Source organism: Paenibacillus sp. Y5S-9 (genome assembly GCF_036894235.1).
In the GTDB taxonomy this organism is placed as follows: Bacteria; Bacillota; Bacilli; order Paenibacillales; family Paenibacillaceae; genus Paenibacillus.
On sequence record NZ_CP145887.1, the window covers coordinates 2,220,814 to 2,243,673 of the forward strand.

Below are 22,860 nucleotides of genomic sequence, written 5' to 3' on the forward strand. Positions count from 1 at the left end.
GGGCTAACTACAATGAAAATCATAGCGATCGTTGGCACAAATGCAAAGAAATCGTATAATCGCAAGCTGCTTCAATTCATGCAAAAGCATTTTGAGTCCAGAGCAGCCATTGAGATCCTCGATATTACAGATGTTCCGATGTTTAATCAGTCTGATAACCAAACAAACAGTGCCATTATACAATCGTTTAATGAAAAAATTATGGCAAGTGATGGTGTTATTATTGCGACTCCAGAATATAACCATTCCATCCCTTCATCCCTTAAAAGCCTGCTGGAATGGTTGAGCTTTGAAATACATCCGCTGGCTGGCAAGCCCGTGATGATCATTGGTGCGTCACAGGGAACACAAGGCTCTTCGCGTGCACAGCTACATCTTCGTCAGATCCTGGATGCACCAGGTGTTGAAGCTAATGTGATGCCAGGATATGAGTTTTTACTTGGAAGTGCACATAAAGCATTTGACGAATCAGGTAACCTGAACAATGAAGGAACGATCGATTTCCTGGAAACATGTTTCTTGCGGTTCCTTCGGTTTGCCAAAATTTCAAATCAGTTGAACGAAGAAGAAGAATTCACTTATCATCCCGGTGTGTATGAGGTCAATGCCATAGGTCATAGTGGCAATCTGCCGATGAAGGTATCCTTTAGTGAAAATCGGATCGAAAGCATCGATATTGATTCCACGGGAGAAACCGAAGGTATCGCGGATGTTGTTTTTGTAAGAATCCCGAATAAAATTATCGAGGGACAGACGCTGAATGTGGATGCTCTCTCCGGTGCTTCTGAAACGAGTAACGCTGTGATTAACGGTGTATCCAAAGCGGTTAAACTTGCCGGAGTTAACCCGGATATTCTGAAAAGACGTCCAAAACCTGCCAGCAGTCAGATGAAGAATGATGAGGAATATATTTGTGATGTAGTCGTTGTAGGAGGCGGCGGCGCTGGACTCAGTGCGGCTGCTACAGCTTTACAGTATGGAGCAAGTGCGATTGTGCTTGAGAAATATCCTGCTGTTGGGGGAAACACGATCCGCTCAGGTGGTCCTGTTAATGCTGCAGATCCTGTATGGCAACAACAGTTCACTGAGAATCCAGGGGAAAGACAGACGATTGAGAATTTATTAAGTACCGATGAGAGCTTGATCCATCCGGAATATATCGATGATTTTCATGCACTCAAAGAAGAGTTTACTGCGTATCAGGAACAGTTCGGCACAGAAAAGGCTTATTTATTTGATTCCCCGCTGCTTCACAGAATGCAAACGTATTTCGGGGGCAAACGAACGGACCTGAATGGAAACACGATCTATGGACAGTACGATCTGGTTAAAGTACTTACAGACCATGCCTTGGAAAGTGTGCAATGGCTTGAGGATATCGGTGTTGAATACGATAAGAGAATCGTGTTTGCTCCAGTGGGTGCCCTTTGGCGCCGTGGTCATAAACCTGTCAAAAGTTATGGCTCTGCCTTTATCATTGCACTTAGCAAATATGTAGAAGAGCATTCAGGAAAAATTATTACAGATAGCCCGGTCAAACAACTGATCATCGAAGATGGAAAAATAACAGGTGTTATCGCAACCGGAGTTAACGGACAGAAAATTACCATTCATGCAAAAGCAGTTGTTCTTGCTAGTGGTGGTTTTGGTGCAAATACACAGATGCTCAAGGAATATAACACGTACTGGAGCCATATTGACGATGATATCAAAACAACAAATTCCTATGCGATGACTGGTGATGGAATATCGCTTGGTAAGAGTGCAGGAGCAGCACTGACAGGCATGGGCTTCACTCAAATGATGCCGGTAGCCGATCCGGAAACGGGCGAACTCTTCAGTGGACTGCAAGTACCGCCTGAGAACTTTGTCATTGTGAACAAAAAGGGAGAACGATTTGTTAATGAATTCTCTGGACGAGATGTCTTAACAAAAGCGGCTATCGAGCAGGGAAGTTTATTTTACCTGATTGCGGATGACGAGATTAAGAAAACCGCAGCGAATACAAGCCAGGAAAAGATAGACCGTCAAGTCGAAGCAGGTACCTTGTTCAGAGCCGATACCATAGAAGAACTGGCAGTGAAAATCAATATGGAACCTGAAGTTCTTAGAAATACGATTGATAAGTATAACTCATATGTGGATGCGGGCTTTGATCCGGAGTTTCATAAGGATACGTTTAGCTTAAAAGTCGAGAAGTCTCCATTCTATGCCGCACCTAGAAAACCGGCGGTTCACCATACCATGGGTGGTATCCGAATCGACACCCAAACTCGCGTATTGGATGAAAACGGTCAGCCGATTGCACATCTGTATGCCGCTGGGGAAGTTGCAGGAGGTATACATGCGGGTAACCGTTTGGGCGGTAATGCCTTGACTGACATATTTACTTTTGGACGAATCGCTGGTAAGACTGCTGTTGATGAGATGAACTAAACGCCTCCCACTAAACACAAGGATTCTCGAGTGTTTAGTGGTTTTTTTATGATTCATAGCAGTGATACTTATTTATTTGAAAACGCTTTAAATTTACTGTGGACAACAGCCATGTCGGATGATATATTGTTTCTGTAAGAAACAATATTATTTTTGATTGAAATAATAATAAGCGTGTCCATGGTAGGGCGGAGGATATGATCTCTCGGTGCTTAAGCTTGGACATCACAAAAAGGACGGGGAAACGATGACTAAAATTGAGACAAGCATTCAATCCTTTGACGGTACACAGCTTTATTTCAGCAAGGATACAGTAGAAAATGCAAAAGCCGCTGTTGTTATTGTACACGGACTAGCTGAGCATGCAGGGCGCTACGATTATGTGACAGAGAAGCTGAGCCAGCGTAGGTTTAACGTATATCGCTTCGACCATCGCGGTCATGCCAGATCGGAAGGACAGCGAACGTTCTATAAAGAATTTGATCATCTTATTGAAGATGTTCGTGTCATTGTTGAGGCGGCATTGCAAGAGAGCGGTGACCTTCCACTGTTTGTGATCGGGCATAGTATGGGTGGTTTTGCAACCTCATCCTTTGGAACGAAATATCCTGGCAAGGTTAAAGGCATCGTGCTATCCGGAGCGCTCACTCGTTACAATACAAAAGTTGCCGGAGAACTGCCGATGGATCTTCCTACAGGCACGTATTTCCCGAATGAACTGGGCAGCGGTGTATGCAGCGATCCTGAAGTTGTATCCGCTTACGCAAATGACCCGCTGGTGGAAAAGCAGATCTCTGTAGATTTATTTAACAGTCTGGGAAATGGCATAACATGGCTCAAGGAGAACGCCAAACAGTTTACAGATCCCGTGCTTGTACTGCATGGAGCCAATGATGGACTGGTCAGCGAAAAGGATTCTCGTGACTTTTACGGGGATATCGCTTCAACGGATAAAACACTCAAAATATATGCTCATCTGATGCATGAGATATTTAATGAACCGACTCGTGATGATGTGATTGAAGAAGCCATTACATGGATTGAAAAACGGATCTGATTTCAGTAGAGTTAGAGAGAGAATCTGAATATGAAAGGGATTACTGATGAAGTTAGATTGGATGGGCGACCATCGGGCACTGATTGAGAAAATTATCAAATACGGTAATGCGTACTCAAACACCTATAAGCTGCAGCGAAGTTATGGTACAGATATGATGTTCTCGGCTTCACAGATTCAGACGCTGGAATACATTCTGGAAGCCGAGGACAAGGAAGAGAAGATGTCGGAAATGGCCGCACGCCTGGGCGTAAGCCGGAGTACATTTTCCAAGAACGTGAAGAATCTGACGGAAAAAGGTCTGCTCGAAAAATTTCATTTAAGCGGCAACCGCAAAGACATATACGTCAAACCTTCGGCAAAAGGTCGAGAGGTATATGCGAAGTACACCGAATTTGTAAGGGAGCTTTGTTTTAATGAGATTTTCAAGTATGCAGATCAGATTTCAGAAGCAGATAAGCAGAACTTTGTTCGCATCATGGATTTATTTGCCGACGTGCTCGTCTGGTATGGTGAAAAAGAACAGGAAGCGCGCAAGTTAATCAGAATTGATTCCTCTGAAACGTGAACCTTGAAATTAAGGGCACCAGCCCATTCCCTCCGCGAATGTCCGTCATACAGTATAAAGTGCTTGATGCAGCAGAGGCTGTAGGACAATTATTCAGCAGGGAGTGGGATGTGTGAAATCATCAACCAAGCTTACCGGACGGGTTATTTACAAAGGTGATCCAGGATATGAAGCGGCGCGGAAGAACTGGGACCCGCATACGGACAGATTTCCCAAAGTTTTTGTTTTTGCCCAACGGACGAAGGATGTATCCAACGCGATCCGATGGGCTCGTGAGAATAATGTTCCGATTCGTCCGCGGAGTGGCAGACACGCGCTGGAAGTGAATCTTTCCCAAGTGAATGGCGGTATCGTGATTGATGTGAGTGATCTGAATTCCATCAAACTTGATAAAAAAAATGGAACGGTTGTTGTTGGAACAGGAAACCGCGTGGGAAGAATTGCGAATACCCTTGCCAAACAAGGTTTCATAGCTCCTTTTGGTGACAGCCCTACTGTCGGGATCGGTGGAATTACATTGGGTGGGGGTATTGGGCCTCTCCAGCGTACCATTGGTCTCATCAGTGATAACCTGCTTGAGGTAGAGATGGTGGACGCCAAAGGAAAAGTGATTCGGGCCAATAAAAATCGTAATTCAGATCTCTTTTGGGCCTCGCGGGGAGGCGGTGGTGGTAACTTCGGAGTATACACTCGTTACAAATTCAAAGTGCGCCGTGCTCCAGCGAAGGCTACTGTATTTAAAATCACCTGGCCATGGTCTCAATTCGAAGAGGTACTTAAAGTATGGCAGAGGTGGGCTCCCTCAGTTGATACGAGACTGGGCAGCGAGTTGTCCATCGGACCGAAAAAGGGTGGCAACGTCCTTATGGAAGGGCTGTTCTTAGGCTCTAAAACAGAGGCTCTCCGTTTATTACAGCCAATTACGAGTGTTGGCAAACCGACGAGCTCCGTTGTTCGTTTGTTACCTTACACGGAAGTTGTGAAGTTCTTATTACAACCTGATCCGACCGAGACTCAACGGTATAGCAACCAGTTCTCGTCCGGTTTTGGACGAAAACCATTCCCCGACAAAGCCATTAAATCGATGCGCACATTTTTGGAGAACTTGGAAGAGGGGCCAGGCGGATTCTATTTCCTCAACTGGGGCGGAGCAGTAAGTCGCAAATCACCTAGATCAACCGCCTTCTTCTGGCGTAAAGAGAAGTTCTATGTGGAATGGACCAGTACGTGGCTCAAACCATCCCATGCCGCCAAAAATATCGCACTCGCTCGTAATACTCGCAAGAAATTGCAACCATACATTGTGGGTTCCTATATCAACGTTCCAGACCAAGGGATCAAGAATTCCGGTCCAGTGTACTACGGAGCCAACTATGCCAGACTGCGGAGAGTCAAAGCCAAGTATGACCCAAAAAATGTGTTTAACAATCCGCAAAGCATTACTCCTGCTCGGATCGTGTAGTCCATGTTCAGTTGTTCAATGCCTCTTCAATGAGTGAAGAAACACGCCTTAATTGGCGTGTTTTTTGTTGAAGTGAACTTATTTTCAAAAGAAAACTAAAAAGCCGCCCTCGGTCATATGACCAAGAGCGGCTTCTTCACATGTTAAATACGCATGGCAGTTAATGAACTATTAAGCTTTAACTTGTTCTCCAGCAAATACTTCAACGTTCATAGGAGCGGCCATGAATGCTGCTGCTTGTTGTACAAAAGCTTGGAAATGCGCGCTTGTGTTATGGGATGCTGTAGCAGCTTCATCTTTCCACAGTTCGATCATCGTGTATTGTTGTTCGCGTTCTGTGCTTTTTGCCAGGTCATAGCTGATGTTGCCTTCTTCTTGACGTGTTGCAGCAATCAGTTCTTTCGCAGCTGCGATGAATGCTTGCTCTTGATCCGGTTTAACTTGCAAATGAGCGTGAATGATAATCATAATGTAAAACCTCCATATTGTGTTTGTTTGGAATATGTTAAGAATGTATGCTTATTGACCAATATAACCGTAGCTTACAGGGAACCGTTCCTGTTATTATGCCCAAGTTGTGATGGTTTCTACAGGCAGACGGTAGGATGGGTGACCTTCTTTGGCTGATTTACCGATCGAGATCAGCATCACCGGTTGATAACGCTCTTTATCCATGCCGAATGTTTCAGCAATTTGATCTTTTTCGTAACCACCAATTGGATTGGTATCATAACCATGGGCACGTGCAGCGAGCATCAATTGCATGGAAGCAAGGCCAGCATCGATCAGGTTAACGTCGCGAAGATCAGAAGTAGCCATTTTTTCGTAATAAGGCATTACGGTTTTGAGTTGCATATCCTTAATGTCTTGTGGCATGTAACCAAGTTCTACAGCTTTACCAAAAATCTCGTCCATGTATTCAACGTTGTTCATGTCAATGAATACGCCAATGACTGCGGAGGAAGTCAACACTTGGTTTTGATTAAATCTTGCAAGTGGAGCAAGCTTTTCTTTACCTTCAGCCGTATCAACAACCAGAAAACGCCAAGGCTGCAAATTGATCGAAGATGGTGCACGGGAAGCTTCTGACAGAATTTCAGTCATTTCTTCACGGCTGATTTTCACTTCAGGATCGTAAAGTTTAACAGAACGGCGACCGTAGGTAATCTCGTTAAAATCATTGGTTTTTTGGAATTTGCTTTGAATTGTACTCATGCATGGATCTCTCCTCTATATATGGGTTTAGAAATTGTTCTGCATACGTTCCAGGAAATCGGCGAGTGACTGAACTTCGTCTTCACTGAAATCCTGTAAAATCTGGTTGATAAAATTGGTCTTCTCAGCTTTGTAGCCTTCAATCTGCTTCCGACCGTGGTCCGTCAAACGAACAAAAGTTACCCGATTATCATCAGGATTCTTACGTCTTGTAACCATCAGGTCCGCCTCAAGCTGTTTCAAGTGGCGTGTAATCGCAGCACTATCAATGTTAATGATTTTCTGCAGCATGGATTGGTTAATCTCATCTACCTGATCCAGCTCATGCAGAATTTCAAAGCGAGAGGAACTGATACCTGTACAGCGTTCGAACTTGGGACTGATTTTGTTACCCAACACGTTCAACAGATTGATGATTTGTTCTTCTTTGGAAACAATACGTGTCATGACTAGACCTCCCGGGTGAATCTGAATCATGAACAACGGCGTATGTTAACCAATGATTAATGTTGCAGTATACAATGCCATTGCCTAATGATTATTTGGATGCTCTCGATCATTGATGTATCAATATTTGATGCGTCAATCATTGATGGCTCAATTAATATATCATGCCTTTTATGATTTTGCAACAGGTTAGAAAATGTTGCTGATGCTGGCGTTATTATCCCGCTACGTATACATTGCAGTCCGTATATGTTGTCCAAATGGATAAGTTAATATTGATTGTGCATGTTATTGAGAATTGTTATCAATTAATTTATAATGAAATGAAATATACATAATGAGCAAAAATTACAGGCAGTTCATAAGAGCAGCAAGAAGGTATGTCGATGTAATATGGCGGGAGGGAAAGTACAGCGGATATGAATTTGAATGATCACATCAGATTGTGGAATCATGTTTTTGTCAAAATACTGGATGTACGCCAAAACGCTTTGCATCCTGGGGAGAAGTTGAAGAATTATCAACTACCAGCAAGTACCTATCTATATATCACCGACGGAAGTGCACGGATACGAATGGATCAACACAGATACATCGTGGAGGGATTCCACATCATTCATGGAGGCAAGCAGGCGTATTTAAACATGGAGACGGATTCGGGCGTGGCGTATTATATGATTTTGTACAAAGCCATTCTAGCCTTGCCCTGTGGGATGGAAATTCAGTATCTGATGGACCATGAACGTCCGTTTCAGGACCAATATGCACTTGTACCAACCCGTCCGCTACACATGTATCAGTGTATGGAGGAATTGAAGCAGGAGTGGGAGCAGTCTACTAAGCTTGCAAAGTTACATGCCAAAATCTTATTTCATCAATGGGTATATCTTTTATTGACAGACTTACACGAACAATCCATTCAGCCACATAAACCGGATACGGTCACACAGGCTATTGAATATATGAATGCTCATCTCCATGAGCCCATAGCTCTTGATGTAATGGCAGAAGTAATGGAATGCAGTGTGGGGCACTTGTCGAGGCTGTTCAAACAAAAGTTAAACATCAGTCCCATCCAGTATCTTGGACAGATTCGAATGGAGAGGGCCGCACATCTTCTGGTGCATACCAGTGCTACGCTACAACAGATTGCAGAACAGATCGGCTATCCGGATGCACATTCACTGAGCCGCAGTTTCAAAAAAATAAAAGGGCTTTCTCCAATTCGCTACAAAAAAGGAGTAAGCCAACGGTTAAACAACTTGAAACAGCCATTGGTATTGAACAACAAGCAAGATTTGCCCAGCGTAATGCAAGAAAATGCCCTTCATTCGCTACATTCCCATCTATATAATGATATTGATTATCAATATCAAAAGAATGTTGGAGGGGAATTAATAATGCAAGGAAAATTCAAAATGACAGCACTAAGCATGATGTTGTGTTTCACGCTATTGCTCACGGCCTGTTCCAGCCCAGCACCGTCTGCAAGTGGTACGCAAACAGAGAGCAATGCGGCTACTACACAATCGGGTAACCAGGCAACGGAGGCAGGGAAATCGACTGCACAGCCGGAGACGCGGACCGTCTCTACAATGAGGGGAGATGTGGTAATCCCGGCCAATCCGCAGCGTGTTGCTTCAGATCAATATATGGGGTATCTGCTGAAACTGGGCATTGTACCGGTTGGTGTAAGAACATTTATGCTGAACGAAGGATGGATTGAAAAGTCTGGCATTGCTGCTGATGTTATAGCGGGTATTGAGGATTTGGGAGGAGAGTTCCCAATGAATCTGGAGAAGTTAGTGTCACTTGAGCCGGATCTCATCATCGGTTCCATTGATAAAAATATTGAGGATTACGAAAAAATTGCAACGACCGTCTTTTTACCTTATTGGGAAGGCGATAAAACTTCCGGCCCACTGGAAAAGCTGCGCCGGATTGCTGGTGTTTTTGGAAAAGAGAAGGAAGCAGAGCAATGGATCACGACATATGAAGAGAATATCGAAGAGACTAAGAAGCAGATTGATGGTGTAATTAAAGAAGGCGAGACCGTATCCATCATACAAATAGGGTACAAAGCGTTGTATGTACTTGGTGCAGAAGGCGGGAACTATGGTAGTTCCACGATCTATGAGATGCTGAAACTGCCTCCAACGCAGCAAGCACTCGAAATGAAGGATGGATTCGAGACGATCTCCCTTGAAGTACTGCCTGAGTATATGGGAGATCATATCTTCTTATATGGTTCGGGTAGTGAGGACGCCAAAGAGATCCTGAACAGCGAGGTTTGGAAACGTCTGCCTGCTGTGCAGAAAGGACAAGTCTACGCCTACGGTTCCTTGGATGGTACAGAGGATGAGTTCGTCATGGAAGATCCCTATTCACTGGAATTGCAGTTGGATAGTATAAAGAATTTACTATTGGGAGCTGAAAAATAGAGTGTAATCAGTTCACATAGAATCGGATCAGAACAGGGAGGGAACGTGAGCATGGAGGAAAATGATTGGATCAAACAACTGGAGCGACTACATTTCTCTGCTGTCCACGTCTGCCATTACTCTAGCAATCCGGGGGCTGTACAGCGTCGGATCTGGAAAAGGTTCGCCATTTGCAGGGTCATCGCGGGCAAGGGATCTTTGTCTATGGATAACATTGTACATACGGTATCTCAAGACGAATGGTTTTTGTTGAAGCCAGGAATACATGTGGAGTTTCAGACGGATATGGAAGCACCTGTCCGATATCAGATCATTTTATTTTCCTGTGTTACACTTACCCGGCGTAAGTATGCTTGGCATACCGAGGCATTTGATCTCCCTGTGACGGGCAAACTTAATGTTCCTTCCAATACACGTGAAATTCAGGAGATGATGGATACCCTGATGAGTGGACAACACTCGATTACGAGTCTGGAAAAGACGCGCAGGAAACATCTTTTGCATCAGTTGTTGATTCAGTTAATGATGCACGTGAATGAAGCAACACCCCCTGTAGCGGGGATGGATTTGGCACTTGATTATATGACGCATCAGTATAGGGAAGACATTCGAATTGATCAGATGGCCCGCATGGCAGGGCTTAGTGTGAATCATTTTATAAGAACATTCAAACGGCAATTAAATATGACCCCGATTGAATATATCCTGAAACTACGTATGGCAAAGGCCAAGCAGCTGTTATTTTCTTTAGATAAAATCAAGGAAATTGCGGAGCAAGTGGGTTATAAGGACGAGCACTATTTCAGCAGAGTTTTCAAGAAAAACGAAGGAATCGCCCCAACGTTGTATATGAAAAATAAAGTAAATCGCATTGCCACCTTATATTACGGGTTGGACGATTATGTGATAACGCTCGGTTTGAGGCCAGTATCCGCTTTATCCTATGGTCAGAGGGTGGCTCGTCATGTTGCCATACCTGCGCTTCAAGCACACAGTCATCAGGGACTTATCCTGGATAGCTTCAATCAGAACTATGATGATTTGAGGCGAGTCCAACCGGACCTGATTATTACAAGTGATCGTTTGGAGACAAATGATTCCCTGCATCGTATAGCGCCAACCGCCATGCTGGAGCATACTAACCATTTTGGCGAGAGGCTTCTGTACATGGCGGACATTATGGGTCGTAAGGAAAAGGCGGTACAGTGGATAGAACAACATGCTGAACTGAGCCGGGTTCTTCGAGGGCGCATTCAATCGAGGTGGGGGAAACAGAGTGCCATGTTCATCCGGGTGACTTCTCATTTCTACCGAATGTATGGATTGAACAACCAGACAGGGGCCCTGTTGTATGATGATCTGGGATTTTATTTGCCTCGTGATTTTCCGGAACAACAGTGGGCTGTAGAGAGTAAAGTTTGCGATTTGCAGTTATACGACGCGGATCATGTGTTTGTAATGGTCGATCCCACAGAAGAGGCACGTGCTCAACTGAGGCAATTACAGCAATCCGGTGAATGGTTGGCATTAAAGGCTGTTCAAGAAGGCCATGTATATAATGCAGGAGATATTTTTTTCAAAACGCTGGGTCCCACCGGACGCATGTGGGCCATGCGATATGTGGCAGAGCAACTTGGGGTTACCTTACGGTGATATTGTGCAAGAGAAGAGAGTGGAATAATCCATGGTAAGCCTGTATGCTTTTCCCTACTATAGTGATAATGATTATTATTATTAAATAGTAGAGGGGATTTACTACAAATGGTAAGACAGAGAGCAATAACGATGATACTGTTGGCCCTGCTTGTGCTCGTTCTGACGGCATGTAGCAAGGCATCAGAAGTAACAGAAGCAACGCCTCCGCAACAGGATACACCTGTGGAAGAGAGTGGTACGCAAACGATTGAGCATCTTAAAGGAACAACGGTTGTACCGCAAAAAATAGAGCGTATGGTGGTATTATCTGCTGCTTACATCGATCACATGTTGACGATTGGTGAGAAACCAGCAGGCGTTAATGTAGAAGTTCGTTACGGAGGAGATTATTTGCCTTACTTTGCAGATCAGCTTGCCGGCATTCCAACGGTAGGGTCTGCAGACAGTCCTAACCTGGAGGCTATCCTTCAGATTGATCCGGATGTCATCGTTATTGAGAGTCGAACTGCGGAGAGTACGTATGATCAGTTGGAGAAAATCGCTCCGACGATTGTACTGGGTACTGAATGGCTGGATTTTGTTGATGATTCAACATATTGGACACAGGATCTGTTGACTATTGCCGGGATGTACAACAAAGTGGATCTGGCAAAAGAAAAGATAGCCGAGGTAGAACAGCAGGCGAAGCAACTAAAAGCGAAGATCGAACAACTGGATCAAAAAAAGTTGGCTTATCTGCGTGTAAGAGAGAAGACCTTGCAAATATACGCGGCAAAAGGACATCCAACCAACACACTTTTGTATCATGATCTTGGATTTGTGCCAACGACTGTGACACCTGCCGAACAACGTGAGGACCTGTCCATGGAGAAAATTGCAGATGTGGATGCTGATTTCGTAGTTCTGGAGATTGACCCGAATGCCGATGAGTATTTAAACAACATCAATGCAAGCTCACTCTGGAAGGGAGTACCGGCTGTTGGTGCAGATCAGGTCTATACGACAGATTCCTTCTGGTTGTTTAAGGGCTGGGGAGCAATTGGGCGAAGCGAGATTATCAACGAAGTTGAAGACATGATTAATAGATGAGACGTTATCCAAGACATGATTATTCAGAGATGTCGGAAGCGTTACAGCAATTTTTTGTGACGACGATCCGGGTGGACTGCGATGATTCCAAGTATCCTTTCCGCGTGAAGGATCTGCTGAATGATGAGAAACGAAACTCGATATTGCATGAACAGGCTGTGCAGCAAGGGCTTCAACTGGGTGGCAGAGGAAGTGTGGCCGTTGGTACACTTTTTGCTAAGCGTTATTCAGTGTTCGTTATGTCTGTCATCTCAGCATTTAGTCTATACGACACTACACTTAGCATTGCGGACGATGATGTGTGGTTTGAATTGAATGGAGCAGGTGGCATGCGATATGAGACTTCGCTGGAGAGCACCTTTCTGGAGGGGGAAGATCCTGTTCAGCGCAGGTCAGAGAGCGGCTTGCTCAAAAAGAGAGTGTTGCTACATCTGGAACCTGTCCTGCGAGCGGTAGCCGTTGCTACAGGTGCGAGCGATAAGGTCATGTGGTCTCTGGTTGCCCATAATGTGCAACAATTGTATGCACGTATGATCAATGATCAGAGCATTTGGAAGACGGATCAACGGCTTGCACAGATTAAGGAAGATCAAAGCATATGGCTTGATCGGCAAAATGATAATGCATGTACATTTGCCAATGAGCAGCAGTGCTTCGAACATTCCGGGTGGCAGGGACCGCCGTTCCTGATACGCCGATATTGTTGTTTGGCATATCAGGTTGGGAGCGGCAGTCACGCACATGGATATTGTAATAGTTGTCCGAAGCTGGATTCGGAATCCCGATTGCGCAAACTTCTCCATCAGTGAACAGACACTTTTGTACCGCACGGTATGAATCTGTTTCAGACAATCCATTTTCTCTTCGATTTCCAGTGGATAGAATCTATGATCGACAAGTTACACAACCTGCAGCGGCTTGAGCCAGCGTCTGCGGGTTTGTTGGCTTTGCACAGGGTCACAATACCTTTGCATTGAGGTATCGTATTCGTTATACTTCAAGCTATTGATCAATTAATCACTAACTATTGGAGGACGGATTATCATGGCTAAGGAAACAGTAGCGTCAGTTAACCGGCGAAATGATATTATCTCTGCAGCAATTGACGTATTCGCGGAAATTGGCTATTATCGTGCGACTACAGCCCAGGTGGCTGAACGGGCACAGATCTCACAGCCGTATATATTTCGTTTTTTCAAAACAAAGGAAGCTTTATTATTAACTGCAATTGAAGTCTCATGGACACGGGTGATTGATTCGTTTCGAATTGTGGTGGAGACGGCGACGCCAGATCAGTTGGAAAATGATCTAATTGAAGCCTATGATACGATTCTGGAATCGCACAAGAGCGAAATAATGCTTCAGATGCAGGCGCAAACGATCCGGGAAGAAGTTATTCGTCAGGCGATGCAAAAAGGCATTAGTGATGTACGAAGTATGGTACTGGAAGCTTTCACCGTTGCAGGAATTGCTGAACCGCTAAAAAGAACCGTGATTTTTCTGGCAATCGGGATGTTGTGTAATGTATCTACAGCACTGGATATGCCGGAACTGAAGGAACGATAGAGAGGAAGGTAAAGTCCCTTCTTGAATTTTAGTTATTGATCAATCACTAAATGGTTAAGAGAGGTCGATCTACGATGAAAATAGTGGTGGTAATAGATGGAATCTACCCCTATGGCAGAAGACAAATGAACGAGGTAACAGAAGAACATCCAAAGCAGCCGCATACCCGCAAAGGCAAGACACGACTTGCATATGAACAAATGTTATTCAGCACAAGATGGAGCAGAGCTCAGGTGATGATCGTTCGCTTGCCAGATTATTATGGCCCAACGGCTAATCAGGCCTCTTATCTGGGTTCGACCCTTGAAGCGATAGCGAAAGGTAAGATGGCTTTTTTTATCGGAAATATGAAGGTGCCGAGAGAGTACATCTATTTACCGGATGCTGCAGTCATGGTAGTGGAGCTGGCAAGCAGAGAGACGACGTATGGACAGAACTGGAACATTCCTGGATCGGGGATCATCTCGGGTCATGACATCGTGCGATTGGCACAGAAGGCTGCGGGAAGAAGCAAACCTGTGATGGCGTTAGGAAAAGTAGGATTGTCGGTGATTGGACTAGGTGTACCCGTTATGAAAGAAATTGTAGAAATGTTATATCTGACCGAGGAACCCCTGATCTTGAGTAGACAGAAGTATGAGGAACGGATTGGCCCGGTTGTGGCAACATCTTTTGAAGAAGGAATTGCTTTGACGATTAAGGAGTTGAGTTGCAGGGAGAGTTTAGGGGAATATATTTTTTAGATAATAGTAATTGATTGATCACTAACTACCTTTGAAGGTTTCATAGGTATATTGAATAGGGGGCGCACAAAGCTAGTCCCGGGCATAGAGTGTACTATTGTAAAATGCGGAGATTGACGTGGTGTACAAGGAGGGGGGATTTTCTTGTGAGCGGTATGTCCAAAAGGAAACGCAAAATTTCCTCAATCATTACAGGTAAAAGGAAAGCCAAAAAATTAAAAAAGCACTCTATCCCAAAGAAGAAGAGTAAGTCTTGTAAGAAAAGCAGACGTAAATGCAAAAAAAAGAAAAGCCACAGGATTCCTTTCCTTCGCGGCCCACGTGGTTATCGGGGAATGAGAGGATTCACTGGAGCAACAGGTGCTACTGGGTTAACCGGAGACCCTGGGTATCCCGGCATATGGGGAGCAACCATTTTAACAGGACGGACCGGAGTAACTGGAACCACGGGAAGTACCGGAATAACTGGAGTCACAGGTGCAACAGGAGCTACCGGACTGATGGGTATCACAGGCGTAACTGGAAATACAGGATTTACAGGTCCGACCGGTCCAACGGGTGAGGCGGGAGCAACTGGATCTACAGGAGCTACAGGTGCGATTGGTACTGGATCAACTGGAGTCACAGGAACTACCGGCGCAACTGGAATTACCGGATTTGGTGTTACAGGCGTGACCGGTGCCACAGGAAATACTGGTACAACCGGCTTTACAGGTCCAACTGGAGTTGCTGGATTAGCTGGGGATACCGGATTCACTGGAGCAACGGGCTCAACAGGACCGACTGGAGTAACCGGTATTACTGGATTCACAGGGATCACGGGCGTGACTGGAGTGACGGGAATTACCGGTTCGACTGGTGTAACGGGACCGACAGGGACTACAGGAGAAACTGGGATTACAGGTACGACCGGCTCAACCGGTGAGACAGGTTTGACTGGAACTACTGGTGAGACAGGTATCACCGGAGTTACAGGCGCTACAGGATTTACTGGGGAAATAGGAGCAACGGGAAGTACGGGTCCAACTGGAAATACTGGCATAACCGGCACGACAGGGATAACAGGTGCGATCGGCGCAACTGGTGCCACTGGGGAAACGGGACTTACTGGTACGACAGGCCCCACTGGGGGGATCGGGTCTACGGGAGTTACTGGCGTTACGGGTACAGTAGGTACGACTGGACTAACTGGCGCAACTGGTACTACTGGAGAAACAGGCAACACAGGAACGACAGGAAGTACTGGTGCGACCGGAGCGACTGGCGTCACTGGAGAGATGGGTCTAACAGGTATTACGGGTGAGACTGGAGTTACAGGAAGCACTGGTACTTCTGGAACAACCGGAACTACAGGAAGTACTGGAATAACAGGTACGACTGGTGTGACAGGACTCACTGGGGCCACTGGTATAAGTGGTGTCACTGGTGAAACAGGACCAACAGGTACAACCGGATTAACTGGCGTTACTGGAATTGCGGGCACAACAGGAACGACTGGAGTAACCGGTGCAACAGGTATTACTGGATTTACAGGCACTACAGGTGCGATCGGAGCAACTGGTGTCACTGGTACGACTGGTGTGTCAGGACCCACCGGGGCTACTGGAGAAACGGGTACCACCGGAGTTACAGGTGCTACAGGATCTACTGGGGCGATAGGGGCAACGGGAAGTACAGGTACAACCGGCGTTACTGGCATAACCGGTACGACCGGTACTACCGGAGTTACAGGCATAACCGGCAATACTGGTGTAACAGGAGAAACGGGGATTACTGGTGCAACCGGAGTTAGTGGCACAACAGGAATTACCGGAGCTACCGGAATTACGGGTGCTACAGGAAACACGGGTACGACAGGTGTAACTGGAGAAACAGGGGTAACCGGAATCACCGGTGAGACCGGAGCCACAGGGATTACAGGTACAACTGGACTAACTGGCTTTACTGGAACCACGGGTATCACAGGCGTGACCGGAGCTACCGGACTGACTGGTGTCACTGGGGAAACGGGACTAACAGGATTCACAGGCACGACAGGACCGACGGGACCGACTGGGGCGACTGGAGCAACCGGAATTACAGGTATCTCGGGAGTGACTGGCGTAACCGGAACGACGGGAATTACGGGAGCGACCGGGGTCACTGGTGTCACTGGAGAGGCGGGTCTAACAGGAGGTATAGGTGCAACTGGTATTACCGGAAACACGGGTATCACAGGCGTGACCGGAGCCACTGGTGCGACTGGGATCACAGGAACCACGGGTACAGCTGGTGTAACTGGCCCAACAGGTGCGACTGGAGAGACGGGGCTAACAGGAGTCACAGGTGTCACCGGGGAAACGGGTCTAACTGGGGCAACAGGTGTAACGGGCTCAACCGGTTCGACTGGCCCAACAGGAGAGACAGGACTAACAGGTATAACTGGAGCTACTGGAAGTACGGGTGCGACGGGAACAACTGGTGTTACAGGTGCAACCGGAGTTAGTGGCCCAACAGGAATTGCTGGTGTAACAGGCGCGACAGGACTCTCTGGTTCTACTGGTAATACCGGAGCTACGGGCATAACGGGGGTCACCGGAGAAACAGGACCAACCGGCACGACTGGCTTAACTGGCGTTACGGGTACAATTGGTGTGACCGGAGCAACAGGAAATACTGGAGTTACCGGAACCGGAACTACGGGGGCTACAGGAAACACCGGAACGACAGGTGTAACTGGAGAAACAGGGTTCACAGGACTGACGGGAGCGACCGGGGCCACTGGTGTTACTGGGGAGACCGGTCTAACAGGGAACACAGGTGTAACGGGCCCTAACGGTTCGATTGGCCCAACTGGTGAAACAGGACCAACAGGCACGACTGGTTTAACTGGCATAACGGGAACAACTGGTATTACGGGAGTAACTGGAGCAACCGGTGTAACTGGAGTCACAGGTGTAACAGGCTCTACCGGTTCGACTGGTCCAGCAGGAGAGACAGGACTAACAGGTATAACTGGAACTACTGGAAGTACGGGCGCGATAGGAACAACTGGTGTTACAGGTGCAACTGGAGGTAGTGGCACAACAGGAATTACTGGTATAACTGGTGCGACAGGACTCACCGGGTCTACTGGTACAACTGGTATTACCGGAGCTACGGGCATAACCGGGGTCACCGGAGAAACAGGGCCAACCGGCACGACTGGCTTAACTGGTGTTACGGGCACAATTGGTGCGACCGGAGCAACAGGCGTCACTGGAGCTACAGGTCCAACAGGGGTCACAGGTACGACTGGTGTGACGGGACCGACCGGTGCAACTGGAGAAACGGGAATTACAGGTTCGACTGGCCCAACTGGTGAAACAGGACCGACGGGCACAACTGGTGCAATTGGTATTACAGGTCCTACTGGTGCGACTGGAGAAACAGGAAGTACAGGTGCCACCGGGGCTACAGGTGCAACGGGATCTACCGGTTTGACTGGCCCAACAGGAGAGACAGGATTAACAGGTATAACTGGAAGTACGGGTGCGACGGGAACAACTGGTGTTACAGGTGCAACCGGAGTTAGTGGCATAACCGGGGTCACCGGTGAAACAGGACCAACAGGTACGATTGGTGCAACGGGTATCACGGGAGTTACTGGTGTAACAGGAGCCACAGGAATTACTGGTGCAACCGGAACTACTGGAGCTACAGGTCCAACAGGGGTGACCGGTACGACTGGTGTGACGGGATCAACTGGAGAAACAGGGCTCACAGGACCAACCGGTACAACTGGCTTAACTGGAGTTACGGGTACAACAGGTACGACTGGAGCAACGGGAAGTACGGGTACTACGGGAGCTACTGGTGTAACGGGAACAACTGGCATCACAGGTCTAACAGGAATTACTGGTCCAACTGGTGTTACGGGATTAACTGGAGCCACTGGTGCGACTGGCATAACCGGAGTCACAGGTACGACTGGAGTTACAGGAGCAACGGGGAGTACGGGTTCCACAGGAATAACTGGCGTAACCGGGCCGACTGGTGCGACTGGAATTACTGGCCAAACTGGTGTGACAGGATCAACCGGAGTTACTGGAGTTACGGGAGTAACTGGACTTACTGGATTAACTGGGGAGACGGGTCTAACCGGGATTACAGGTGCGACTGGTGCCACTGGAATTACTGGGGGAACCGGTCCAACGGGTATTACTGGTGAAACAGGAATAACCGGCACGACCGGGGTAACTGGCATAACGGGTGTGACTGGAGCTACTGGAATTACAGGAGCCACCGGCACAACTGGCCAAACTGGAGAGACGGGTGTAACAGGGGTCACAGGTACGACTGGTGTGACGGGGCCCACCGGGGCTACTGGAGCAACAGGAACCATGGGCATTACAGGAGAGACGGGTGTAACAGGCGCTACCGGTACGACAGGTGTAACGGGACCAACCGGTGCCACTGGCATAACCGGCACGGCAGGACCAACCGGTGCCACTGGCATAACCGGCACGGCAGGACCAACCGGTGCGACCGGAGCCACTGGGGAAACAGGTATAACAGGGGTCACAGGTACGACTGGTGTGACGGGGCCCACCGGGGCTACTGGAGCAACAGGAACCACGGGCATTACAGGAGAGACGGGTGCAACAGGCGTTACCGGCACGACAGGTACAACCGGAGCCACTGGTGCGACTGGCATAACCGGAGTTACAGGTACGACTGGTGCTACTGGAATTACTGGGGCAACCGGTCCAACGGGTATTACTGGTGAAACAGGAATAACCGGCACGACCGGGGTAACTGGCATTACGGGTGTGACTGGAGCTACTGGAATTACAGGCGCCACCGGCATAACTGGCCAAACTGGAGAGACGGGTGTAACAGGGGTCACAGGTACGACTGGTGTGACGGGGCCCACCGGGGCTACTGGAGCAACAGGAACCACGGGCATAACTGGCATTACGGGTGTAACAGGCGCTACCGGTACGACAGGTGTAACGGGACCAACCGGTGCGACCGGAGCCACTGGGGAAACAGGTGTAACAGGGGTTGCAGGAACGACTGGCGCGACCGGATCTACGGGAGTTACTGGCGTAACCGGCTCGACTGGAGAGACGGGTGCAACAGGCGTTACCGGCACGACAGGACCAACCGGAGCCACTGGTGCGACTGGCATAACCGGAGTTACAGGTACGACTGGTGCTACTGGAATTACTGGGGCAACCGGTCCAACGGGTATTACTGGTGAAACAGGAACAACCGGCACGACCGGGGTAACTGGCATTACGGGTGTGACTGGAGCTACTGGAATTACAGGAGCCACCGGCACAACTGGCCAAACTGGAGAGACGGGTGCAACAGGGGTCACAGGTACGACTGGTGTGACGGGACCCACCGGGGCTACTGGAGCAACAGGAACCATGGGCATTACAGGAGAGACGGGTGTAACAGGCGCTACCGGTACGACAGGTGTAACGGGACCAACCGGTGCCACTGGCATAACCGGCACGGCAGGACCAACCGGTGCCACTGGCATAACCGGCACGGCAGGACCAACCGGTGCGACCGGAGCCACTGGTGCGACTGGCATAACCGGAGTTACAGGTACGACTGGTGCTACTGGAATTACTGGGGCAACCGGTCCAACGGGTATTACTGGTGAAACAGGAATAACCGGCACGACCGGGGTAACTGGCATTACGGGTGTGACTGGAGCTACTGGAATTACAGGCGCCACCGGCATAACTGGCCAAACTGGAGAGACGGGTGTAACAGGGGTCACAGGTACGACTGGTGTGACGGGGCCCACCGGGGCTACTGGAGCAACAGGAACCACGGGCATAACTGGCATTACGGGTGTAACAGGCGCTACCGGTACGACAGGTGTAACGGGACCAACCGGTGCGACCGGAGCCACTGGGGAAACAGGTGTAACAGGGGTTGCAGGAACGACTGGCGCGACCGGATCTACGGGAGTTACTGGCGTAACCGGCTCGACTGGAGAGACGGGTGCAACAGGCGTTACCGGCACGACAGGACCAACCGGAGCCACTGGTGCGACTGGCATAACCGGAGTTACAGGTACGACTGGTGCTACTGGAATTACTGGGGCAACCGGTCCAACGGGTATTACTGGTGAAACAGGAACAACCGGCACGACCGGGGTAACTGGCATTACGGGTGTGACTGGAGCTACTGGAATTACAGGAGCCACCGGCACAACTGGCCAAACTGGAGAGACGGGTGCAACAGGGGTCACAGGTACGACAGGTGTGACGGGACCTACCGGGGCTACTGGAGCAACGGGGACGACGGGAGTTACTGGTGTAACCGGCGCGACTGGTGCCACTGGCACAACTGGCGTAACTGGTGTTACGGGTACAACAGGAACGACTGGGGCGACCGGATCTACGGGAGTTACTGGCGTTACCGGCACGACAGGTACAACAGGCCCAACCGGAGCCACTGGTGCGACTGGCATAACCGGAGTTACAGGTACTACTGGGGCTACAGGGGCAACCGGTCCAACGGGTATTACTGGTGAAACAGGAGCAACCGGCACGACCGGCACAACTGGCCAAACTGGAGAGACGGGTGTAACAGGGGTCACAGGTACGACTGGTGTGACGGGACCCACCGGCGCGACTGGTGCGACTGGCATAACCGGAGTTACAGGTACGACTGGTGCTACTGGAATTACTGGGGCAACCGGTCCAACGGGTATTACTGGTGAACCAGGAACAACCGGGGTAACTGGCATTACGGGTGTGACTGGGGCTACTGGAATTACAGGAGCCACCGGCATAACTGGCCAAACTGGAGAGACGGGTGTAACAGGGGTCACAGGTACGACTGGTGTGACGGGACCCACCGGCGCGACTGGTGCGACTGGCATAACCGGAGTTACAGGTACGACTGGTGCTACTGGAATTACTGGGGCAACCGGTCCAACGGGTATTACTGGTGAACCAGGAACAACCGGGGTAACTGGCATTACGGGTGTGACTGGGGCTACTGGAATTACAGGCGCCACCGGCATAACTGGCCAAACTGGAGAGACGGGTGTAACAGGGGGCACAGGTACGACTGGTGTGACGGGACCCACTGGTGCTACTGGAGCAACGGGAACTACGGGAGTTACTGGCGTAACCGGCGCGACTGGTGCCACTGGCATAACCGGCACAACTGGCGTAACTGGTGTTACGGGTACAACAGGTACGACTGGAGCAACAGGAACCACGGGTATTACTGGCGCGACCGGAGCAGCTGGGGCTACAGGGCTTACAGGTGTATCAGGAGCCACAGGCACAACGGGTGTAACAGGAGCCACCGGAAGTACTGGTTCAGCAGGAGTTACAGGTATAACTGGCGCGACTGGAGCAACTGGAGAAACAGGAATAACGGGAGCTACAGGACTAACTGGTGTAACTGGGACAACAGGAACTACAGGTGCAACTGGGGTTGCCGGAGTTACGGGAACTACTGGGGTTACAGGCATCACAGGACCAACCGGCCCGACTGGACCAACTGGGGCTAATGGAATTACGGGGGCAACCGGTGTAACGAGTGCAACCGGAGCTACGGGAGCCACTGGAGCAACAGGAATCACAGGAACAACAGGTGCAACCGGGGCCACTGGACCAACCGGCCCCAATTTTGCAACACAAGGGTTCTCGGCATTCCTGGCTACACTTTCGACAGCAACCAGCACTCAGTTAACCAACTGGACGACCACGGCTCCTTATTACGGTAATGCCAACTTCAATGCAACCACAGGAAACTATACCGTCCCGGTAACTGGACGATATTCGATTGTGGCCACAATCAATTATGCAACGACCGCAGCGATCGCCTTATCACTGGGTGCTGGAGTGAACCCTGCTTTTCTTGTCCAGAGGACATCACCTACGGTTACAACACTGGTTAGTGGTTTATTGCCCGTACTGAATATAGCCGTTACACTACTAACACTGCGGGCAGTGCTGGGAAGCGGTGCAGTAACTTTGGCGGTAGAAGTGGCATTGAATGCGGGAGATGTAATTGGACTGTTTTATGCCGCAAACGGGCTGACGATTACGTTGAATCTGGGCAGTGGTGCTACGAATGGCATCGTGTGGTCTGTGCACGAGATCACCTAAAAACTTCTTAACGGATTGCGCGCCTATGGACAAATTCGTGAAGTTGTAATAAGTTAGTTTGAAGAT

13 protein-coding genes and 1 pseudogene are annotated in these 22,860 nt (G+C 48.6%); 11 read left to right on the forward strand and 3 right to left on the reverse strand.

The features are described 5' to 3' along the window. The first annotated feature begins 12 nt into the window (after positions 1–12). The 4 genes from V6669_RS09940 (at position 13) to V6669_RS09955 (ending at position 5,523) form a co-directional block, all read left to right on the forward strand. Entirely contained in the window at positions 13–2,436 is a 2,424-nt protein-coding gene (locus tag V6669_RS09940; RefSeq protein ID WP_338593404.1) for a flavocytochrome c, read from the forward strand. A gap of 247 nt (positions 2,437–2,683) precedes the next feature. Beyond that, positions 2,684–3,493, forward strand: coding sequence for a lysophospholipase (locus V6669_RS09945; protein ID WP_338593406.1), 810 nt, complete (start codon positions 2,684–2,686; stop codon positions 3,491–3,493). Positions 3,494–3,539: 46 nt separating this feature from the next. Beyond that, positions 3,540–4,061 carry a MarR family winged helix-turn-helix transcriptional regulator gene (locus V6669_RS09950; RefSeq protein WP_338593408.1) on the forward strand — a complete coding sequence of 174 codons (522 nt, stop codon included), beginning with the start codon at positions 3,540–3,542 and terminating at the stop codon, positions 4,059–4,061. Positions 4,062–4,173: 112 nt separating this feature from the next. Continuing rightward, on the forward strand, positions 4,174–5,523 hold the full coding sequence (locus V6669_RS09955) for an FAD-binding oxidoreductase (RefSeq protein WP_338593412.1): 1,350 nt from the start codon (positions 4,174–4,176) through the stop codon (positions 5,521–5,523). A gap of 171 nt (positions 5,524–5,694) precedes the next feature. Here V6669_RS09955 and V6669_RS09960 read toward each other — a convergent pair whose 3' ends face one another. From V6669_RS09960 to V6669_RS09970, 3 genes are all read right to left on the reverse strand, one after another. Beyond that, positions 5,695–5,991, reverse strand: coding sequence for a putative quinol monooxygenase (locus tag V6669_RS09960; RefSeq protein ID WP_338593415.1), 297 nt, complete (start codon positions 5,989–5,991; stop codon positions 5,695–5,697). Between the two features lie 96 nt (positions 5,992–6,087). Then, positions 6,088–6,738, reverse strand: a complete 651-nt coding sequence (locus V6669_RS09965; RefSeq protein ID WP_338593418.1) for a nitroreductase family protein — start codon at positions 6,736–6,738, stop codon at positions 6,088–6,090. A gap of 27 nt (positions 6,739–6,765) precedes the next feature. Then, positions 6,766–7,185: a MarR family transcriptional regulator gene (locus V6669_RS09970; protein WP_074094402.1), complete on the reverse strand. Its 420-nt coding sequence runs from the start codon at positions 7,183–7,185 to the stop codon at positions 6,766–6,768. A 419-nt stretch (positions 7,186–7,604) separates the two neighbouring features. On the opposite strand from V6669_RS09970, the gene V6669_RS09975 reads away from it, so the two are divergent. The 7 genes and pseudogenes from V6669_RS09975 (at position 7,605) to V6669_RS10005 (ending at position 22,794) form a co-directional block, all read left to right on the forward strand. Continuing rightward, on the forward strand, positions 7,605–9,626 hold the full coding sequence (locus V6669_RS09975; RefSeq protein ID WP_338593421.1) for an AraC family transcriptional regulator: 2,022 nt from the start codon (positions 7,605–7,607) through the stop codon (positions 9,624–9,626). Between the two features lie 51 nt (positions 9,627–9,677). Then, the gene (locus V6669_RS09980) at positions 9,678–11,279 is read left to right on the forward strand and encodes an AraC family transcriptional regulator (RefSeq protein ID WP_338593423.1); all 1,602 of its coding nucleotides are present in this window, start codon (positions 9,678–9,680) and stop codon (positions 11,277–11,279) included. 108 nt (positions 11,280–11,387) lie between these two features. Continuing rightward, the gene (locus V6669_RS09985; RefSeq protein ID WP_338593425.1) at positions 11,388–12,371 is read left to right on the forward strand and encodes an ABC transporter substrate-binding protein; all 984 of its coding nucleotides are present in this window, start codon (positions 11,388–11,390) and stop codon (positions 12,369–12,371) included. Further along, positions 12,368–13,180 carry a (2Fe-2S)-binding protein gene (locus V6669_RS09990; protein WP_338593427.1) on the forward strand — a complete coding sequence of 271 codons (813 nt, stop codon included), beginning with the start codon at positions 12,368–12,370 and terminating at the stop codon, positions 13,178–13,180. Before V6669_RS09985 ends, V6669_RS09990 begins: the two co-directional genes overlap by 4 nt. 235 nt (positions 13,181–13,415) lie before the next feature. Next, positions 13,416–13,937 (forward strand): TetR/AcrR family transcriptional regulator, encoded by a 522-nt coding sequence (locus V6669_RS09995; RefSeq protein WP_338593430.1) that lies wholly within the window; start codon positions 13,416–13,418, stop codon positions 13,935–13,937. A 74-nt stretch (positions 13,938–14,011) separates the two neighbouring features. Beyond that, positions 14,012–14,680 (forward strand): annotated as a pseudogene (locus V6669_RS10000) (NAD-dependent epimerase/dehydratase family protein); the annotation flags it as partial. 335 nt (positions 14,681–15,015) lie between these two features. Beyond that, a complete protein-coding gene (locus tag V6669_RS10005; RefSeq protein ID WP_338593432.1) occupies positions 15,016–22,794 on the forward strand; it encodes a hypothetical protein in 7,779 nt (2,592 codons plus the stop codon). Positions 22,795–22,860 lie beyond the last annotated feature (66 nt).

Excerpts from the sequence above, each read along its gene's own strand:
- V6669_RS09965 (WP_338593418.1), bottom strand. The coding sequence starts at position 6,738 with ATGAGTACAATTCAAAGCAAATTCCAAAAAACCAATGATTTTAACGAG.
- V6669_RS09975 (WP_338593421.1), top strand. The coding sequence starts at position 7,605 with ATGAATTTGAATGATCACATCAGATTGTGGAATCATGTTTTTGTCAAA.
- V6669_RS09950 (WP_338593408.1), top strand. The coding sequence starts at position 3,540 with ATGAAGTTAGATTGGATGGGCGACCATCGGGCACTGATTGAGAAAATT.
- V6669_RS09985 (WP_338593425.1), top strand. The coding sequence starts at position 11,388 with ATGGTAAGACAGAGAGCAATAACGATGATACTGTTGGCCCTGCTTGTG.
- V6669_RS09980 (WP_338593423.1), top strand. The coding sequence starts at position 9,678 with ATGGAGGAAAATGATTGGATCAAACAACTGGAGCGACTACATTTCTCT.
- V6669_RS09970 (WP_074094402.1), bottom strand. The coding sequence starts at position 7,185 with ATGACACGTATTGTTTCCAAAGAAGAACAAATCATCAATCTGTTGAAC.
- V6669_RS09960 (WP_338593415.1), bottom strand. The coding sequence starts at position 5,991 with ATGATTATCATTCACGCTCATTTGCAAGTTAAACCGGATCAAGAGCAA.
- V6669_RS10005 (WP_338593432.1), top strand. The coding sequence starts at position 15,016 with ATGAGAGGATTCACTGGAGCAACAGGTGCTACTGGGTTAACCGGAGAC.
- V6669_RS09990 (WP_338593427.1), top strand. The coding sequence starts at position 12,368 with ATGAGACGTTATCCAAGACATGATTATTCAGAGATGTCGGAAGCGTTA.
- V6669_RS09995 (WP_338593430.1), top strand. The coding sequence starts at position 13,416 with ATGGCTAAGGAAACAGTAGCGTCAGTTAACCGGCGAAATGATATTATC.
- V6669_RS09940 (WP_338593404.1), top strand. The coding sequence starts at position 13 with ATGAAAATCATAGCGATCGTTGGCACAAATGCAAAGAAATCGTATAAT.
- V6669_RS09945 (WP_338593406.1), top strand. The coding sequence starts at position 2,684 with ATGACTAAAATTGAGACAAGCATTCAATCCTTTGACGGTACACAGCTT.